The 4,173-nt window shown below is 62.8% G+C and carries 3 protein-coding genes; all 3 read right to left on the bottom strand.

Features of this window, described 5'->3' with window-relative positions:
* A partial coding sequence (locus SGJ19_11630; GenBank protein ID MDZ4780895.1) for a GDSL-type esterase/lipase family protein occupies nt 1–1,853 on the bottom strand: 1,853 nt, incomplete at its 3' end.
* A 341-nt stretch (nt 1,854–2,194) separates the two neighbouring features.
* On the bottom strand, nt 2,195–3,499 hold the full coding sequence (locus SGJ19_11625) for a DUF1552 domain-containing protein (protein MDZ4780894.1): 1,305 nt from the start codon (nt 3,497–3,499) through the stop codon (nt 2,195–2,197).
* Between the two features lie 169 nt (nt 3,500–3,668).
* Nucleotides 3,669–4,173, bottom strand: a 505-nt coding sequence (locus SGJ19_11620) for a hypothetical protein (GenBank protein MDZ4780893.1), incomplete at its 5' end; no start/stop codon positions are given.

Genomic DNA, 4,173 nt, shown 5'->3' with positions numbered 1-4,173 from the left:
TTGTCCACCACCGCGGCCCGCAGCGCTTCCAGCGCGGCGGCGTCGCGTTTGATCATCGGGCCGTTCGGGAACAACTGCTGTTCGATCGCCGCGGCGATCAGCGCATCCCCCTCGACGTTCTGATGTACGCCGTTAATCGTGAGCGCATGTTCCGGCGCCCGTTCGCCGGCGGTCGCCTCGTAGATATCCAGAAACGGCACGGCATGGGCCTTGGCGACTTCGGCGAGCGCGTCAGCGTACATGCGGATGCGCTGGTTCGTGGCGGCAACTTGCTCCGTGGTCGGCAGATTGGCATCGAGCACGTGTTCCATCGCGAGCGGAGAAACGAGCACCAATCGCGGCGCTGAATGGCCGTTGTACTTCTGTCCCAGCGTGTGCGTGATGAAGTCCGCGGCGTTCTTTTTGAACGCTTCCAAGCCCTCTTCACCCGCGAACGATTCGTTGTAACCGTAGCAGGCGAAGATCACGTCGGCCTTGGTTTCCGTCAGGCCGAAGCGGTTTTCGCTGACCTTGCCTTGATCGCGCGGCGAGAGCTTGTCCGGTTGCGGCACGCCCGCTGCTCCCGCCAGCCATTGGTCCTGTGAACCGAAATCCATCGAGCGCAGCCGATGATCGAAGTTGCGGAACCCGTCGATCTCGTCGGCCGAATAGCCGAGATTGCGAATTACCAGTTGGTGTTCCGGAAAGCGCGATTGGAGCCGCGTTTCGAGCCAGCCGAAATGCGTCATCCGTTCGGCGACCGTGCCGCCGAGGATGCAGATGTGATCTCCCTTTTCCAACGTGAAGGCCGTCGCGCTGCCCGCCGCTTCGGCAGTACCCGCTTCGGCCCATGCCAATTGCTCCGGCTTCACGCCCGGGCGATGGCCGCCGGCACGAAATTTGGTCGGCTGGAATGCGCCCACGAGTTCCACGTCCGTTCCCGCGGCCGGCACGTCCATGCCGAGCAGGTAGTACGCGGCGTTGACGAGCAAGCGTCGCGAAGCCGGCGTAGCCAGGTCGGTCGCCGCGCCCAGCGTCGAACAAAACGCCGCGCCCTCCGCGCCGTCGTAGCGATATTTGTTCAGCCAGGCGATTGGCATCATCGGGTCATTCTTCTTGCCTTCGACGGGCGCGTCGTCCGGCTTCATGCCCTTGAGAACCTGGCCGTAGACCAGCGGCGTCACCGATTCCGGCATCGGCAAGTCGACGGTGTAGACATCCGTGTCGCCCCAGATTTCGCCGTCGTGGATGCCGCGGAGAATCGCGTGTTCCTTGGCTGCCGGCGCGAAGATGCCGCGCGTGCTTTCGTGGCCGTGATTGCCGTGGTGGTTCACCCAAGTTTCTCCGAGCACTTGCTGGCCCAGGCCGTGCTTGAAGGAGTCGCCGTCGAAGTTGTAGCTCCACCGGCGGTACGCGCGCCCCTCAGGCACATTGAAAGCATGGGTCGCGGTGCGAATTCCCAGCACCGGCTTGCCGGCCTTGAGATAGTCGTCGACGTGCTTCATCTGCTCGTCCGGCAGATTGCGGAATCGCGTAAACAAGACCAACAGATCGGCCGAGTCGAGCGCTTCCAGGCCGGGGATATTATCCACCTGGCCGGGGTTGATTTCGCCGGTGTCGGGATCGATGGCGAACAGCACCGTGCATTTGAACCCGTGCCGCGCGGCCAGCAGTTTGCCGAGCATCGGCAGCGCTTCCTCGGAGCGGTATTCCTCGTCGCCGCTGACGAGCACGATGTGCTTGCCGGCACCGGGACCGCTTTGTCCCTGGTAGACGACCCAGGGGTCGGCGGCCGAGGCGACGCTACTTCCCGCGGAAAGCAGCACGAACACGGCGGCCAAAGTGCTCAACAGGCGATGGAGGTGGGGCATCATCGTCAGCAACTCACGGTGGGTGGGGCGGCGAAAATGGGACAAGTACCGTTGCGGCGCGCGATCTGCAATCGCGTGCCCGCGAAACGGGGCTTCTGGCGGGACTCCGGCAACGCGCGACCACGCCGTGACCGGAGCTTATGATAATAACCTGGGACCCGAGCGGGGCCTAGTTACGGAGCGTGAAAAATGCCGCTTGGGCACGCCTGAAGCCCTGTCAAAAGTGACGAACGGGGTGCCACTGGCGGCTCGTCCGCCAGTGTGTAGCGGCGTCAACTCTGGCACTGGCGGGCAAGCCGCCAGTGGCACCCGAGCACCGCAATCGTATTGCATCATTCCGCTGCTCAGACCTCCGGCATCCGGTCCGCTGCGTCGCCGAATTGGTTGGCTTGGATGCCGCATTTGTCGAGCATCGAGAGGTACAGGCCGCACATCTGGCGGTTCGATTTTTCGCGGTAGTCGATCACCCGGCCACCTTCCAATTGCCCGCCCGCTCCGCCCAGTAGTACGACCGGGAGGTTGGTCGCGTCGTGGCCGCCGGTCAGCATGCTGGAGCAGTACAAAATCATCGAGTTGTCGAGCGCCGTCCGCTCTCCTTCCTGAATCGCGTCCAGCTTCCGGGCGACGTAGGCTAGTTGCTCCAGAAAGAACTGATTCACCTTGAGCCAATCCTCCGTATCGGAGTGCGACAGCAGGTGGTGAATCATGTAGTCGACGTTCAGGTGCGGGAACCGCAGCGAGCTGTGGTCGTTATTGAGCTTAAGCGTGCAAACCCGCGTCGTGTCGGTCTGGAAGCCCAAGACGAGGATGTCGCACATCAGCTTCATGTGCTCGGCGATATCCTGCGGAATGCCATCGGCCGGCCGCGGAATGTTGGGGGCATCGAGCGTGGGCCGCCAACCTTGGAATTCGCCGCGTCTTCCCGCCTGATCGATCCGCTGCTCGACTTCGCGCACCGAATCCAAATACTCGTCCAGCTTCTGCTGATCCGCCCGAGAGATCTTGCGGCGGAAATCCTGCGCGTCGGCCAGCACGGCGTCCAACACGCTTTGATCGCCTTGCTCCACACTGTCTTTGAACAGCCGGTCAAAGGCCAACGCGGGGTACAACTCCAACGGCGTCGGCGTCGTCGGCGAGCTCCACGAAATGTGCGAGCTGTAGATCATCGAATAATTCTTGTGCACCGACGGGTTCGATTTCTCGCAACCCAACACCAGGCTCGGCACCTTGGTGGAATGTCCGTAGCGTTGCGCGACGAGTTGATCGATACTGGTGCCGGAGCGAATCTCGCCTCCCGCGGCCAGTGGCGCGCCGGAGAGCAAGTTGCCGGTCTGCGAGCTGTGGATGTTGCCCTTGAGCGCTTCGGCATTTTGTAGCCCGCGGATGAACAGCATTCGGTCGCGGAAATCTTCCAGCGGCGAGAGCACCTTGCCCAGCCGCATCTCGCTGCCGGTTCCTTCGGCCCACCACTCTTTACTATGAAAGCCATTGCCGGAGAACAGCACGGCCAATCGCACCGGGGCCGAACTGCCGGGCTCGCGCGCCGCGGTCGGCTCATCTCCCCAGACGTTGCGCGATTCCATCCACGGCAGCGCCATCGTAACGCCTAAGCCATGCAGAAAGGTTCGCCGGGAGAAGTGGTGCGTCATGGGGACGGTCTCCAGTACAGCGGTCAGGCGGGATCTTGCGGCGGCCGCGACGGGCCTTCGACAGATTAGCAGCTTTGGATGCGTTTCGCGAGTCGGCGCAAAGCTTCAATGCAACAGGCCCGGCAAATTGCCGGGCCTGTTGGGGATGCTTCTTTTTTCCGCCCGTACGTTACTCGGCTTGGCGGGAAATTTCAAAGGACTCTGGCGACTGGCTTAACGAAGGCGATTCCTTGCTCTTCGAGGCTTCCTCGGCGGCAATCGTCGCCGCGCTGGCCATCGCCATCGCGCCGCGGATTTCCGCCTCGCTGAAGTATGGGTAGCTCGCGCCGCCGATCCGTTCGATCCGCTTCGCGGCCAATTCTTCGAAGCTCATTTCGTCGGTGAAGTGCCAGGCAGCCGCCTGCGCGGTGCGTTGATCGCACTCGCCTTCCGCGAACGACCTCAAGAGCGCGGCCAACCGTGCGTCGGAGTTGACTTCGGTGAGCGGCACGATCTTGTAGGGGATCGCCGCGCGGGGTTCGTCTTTGCCGTGCTCCAAGCAGACGCAAGGCACTTTCAAGTTTGCGACCTTTTCCGGCGCGACATTGAAGAACCCGCCGCCACCGCCGCCGCCTTGTCCACCGCCACCGCCGCCGAAGCCACCTCCGCCGGACTGATTCTGTCCGCCGCTATTG

It is taken from the genome of Planctomycetia bacterium, assembly GCA_034440135.1.
GTDB lineage: Bacteria > Planctomycetota > Planctomycetia > Pirellulales > JALHLM01 > JALHLM01.
This window is presented reverse-complemented; position numbering and strand designations above follow the sequence as displayed.

Coding starts and splice junctions, on each gene's coding strand:
- SGJ19_11625 (MDZ4780894.1), bottom strand. CDS start 3,499: ATGACGCACCACTTCTCCCGGCGAACCTTTCTGCATGGCTTAGGCGTT.